At 65.7% G+C, this 1,441-nt stretch carries 1 protein-coding gene; it reads right to left on the reverse strand.

Annotated features, from left to right (window positions below; genetic code table 11):
• Positions 1-146: 146 nt before the first annotated feature.
• A complete protein-coding gene (gene ddlA / locus ABGA94_RS10820) occupies positions 147-1,241 on the reverse strand; it encodes a D-alanine--D-alanine ligase (protein WP_375367257.1) in 1,095 nt (364 codons plus the stop codon).
• Positions 1,242-1,441 lie beyond the last annotated feature (200 nt).

Genomic DNA, 1,441 nt, shown 5'->3' on the forward strand with positions numbered 1-1,441 from the left:
GCGTTGGACGGCGACAGGTGGTCGGTGGTGATGTTGTCCGGCAGCACCGCCAGCGGGCGCATACCCGACAGCGTGCGCTCACCGGCCAGTGCGCCCTCCCAGTACGGCGGGCGACGGATATAGGTGCTCTGCGGGCGATCACGACGTTACACAGCGCTCTGCAGCCCGCGATCGGCCACATGGCGCTCCAGCGCCAGCTCGATCAGGCGGGTGATCAGCGTGGTGTAGTCCACGCCGCTGGCACCCCACAGCTTCGGGTACATGCTGATGCGGGTGAAGCCCGGCAGCGTGTTGACCTCGTTGATGATGATGTCGCCGCCCGCAGTGAGGAACACATCCACGCGCGCCATGCCGGCACACTCCAGCGCCTGGTAGGCCCGCAGCGCGATCTGCTGGATGCGTGCCTGTGTTGCAGCATCGATATCCGCGGGTACCACCACTTCGGCACCATCGGCGTTGATGTACTTGGTGTCGTAGGCGTAGAACTCGTCGTGCACCACCACCTCGCCGCACAGGCTGGCCTGCGGATGTTCGTTGCCCAGAACCGCGCACTCGATCTCACGGCCGATCACCGCCGATTCCACCAGCACCTTGTGGTCGTAGCGCAGCGCCAATGCCAGCGCTTCGGCAAAGCCCGCCGCATCCTTGACCTTGCTCACGCCTACCGACGAGCCTTGGTTGGCCGGCTTCACGAACAGCGGCAGGCCAAGCTGGGCAATCACCGCATCGACATCCACTTCCGCCACCTGGTGGCGGCGGATGCACAGCCACGGCGCCACCTGCAGCCCGGCGTCGCGCAGCAGGCGCTTGGTCACGTCCTTGTCCATCGCCACTGCCGAGCCCAGTACCGGCGAACCGACGAAGGGCAGGTTGGCCATGCGCAGCAGGCCCTGCAGCGCACCGTCCTCGCCCAGAGGCCCGTGCACGATCGGCAGCACCACATCGATCTGGCCCAGCACGCTGGCCGCATCGGAGGGCTGCAGCTGTGCCTGCTCGGCACCGGGAAGGACCGCCAGCGACTGGCCGGAGCGATGCAGCGCGATGCGTGCCGGATCATCGGCATTGAGCAGGAAGGTCGCAGGCTCGCTCAGATGCCACTGGCCCTGCTTGTCGATGCCGACCAGCACCGGCTCGAAGCGCTCGCGATCAAGCGCATCGAGGATGTTCTTCGCCGACTGCAGTGAAACTTCGTGCTCGGAAGACTTGCCCCCGAAGATGATGCCGACCCGGGTCCGTGCCATGGGGAATGCGATGTCCTGTGCGTTGCGTGGCCCCATAGCATGAACCTTCATCGGCCCACCGCGTGAGGCACAGATGAACCAGAAATCCATCCACGCATGGCGTGGATCTACCGTCCTCATGGCCCATCAACAGGGGTCGGAGCCCGTTGCGCAACAACGGGATCCGACCCCACGGACGACAGGAAACTGTCGAAGGGGGG

The sequence above is a fragment of the Stenotrophomonas sp. 3diitr2024 genome (assembly GCF_042136455.1).
In the GTDB taxonomy this organism is placed as follows: Bacteria; Pseudomonadota; Gammaproteobacteria; order Xanthomonadales; family Xanthomonadaceae; genus Stenotrophomonas; species Stenotrophomonas sepilia.

What these genes read in the sequence shown, in the direction of transcription:
- ddlA (WP_375367257.1), bottom strand. Translation starts at nt 1,241, where the DNA reads ATGGCACGGACCCGGGTCGGCATCATCTTCGGGGGCAAGTCTTCCGAG.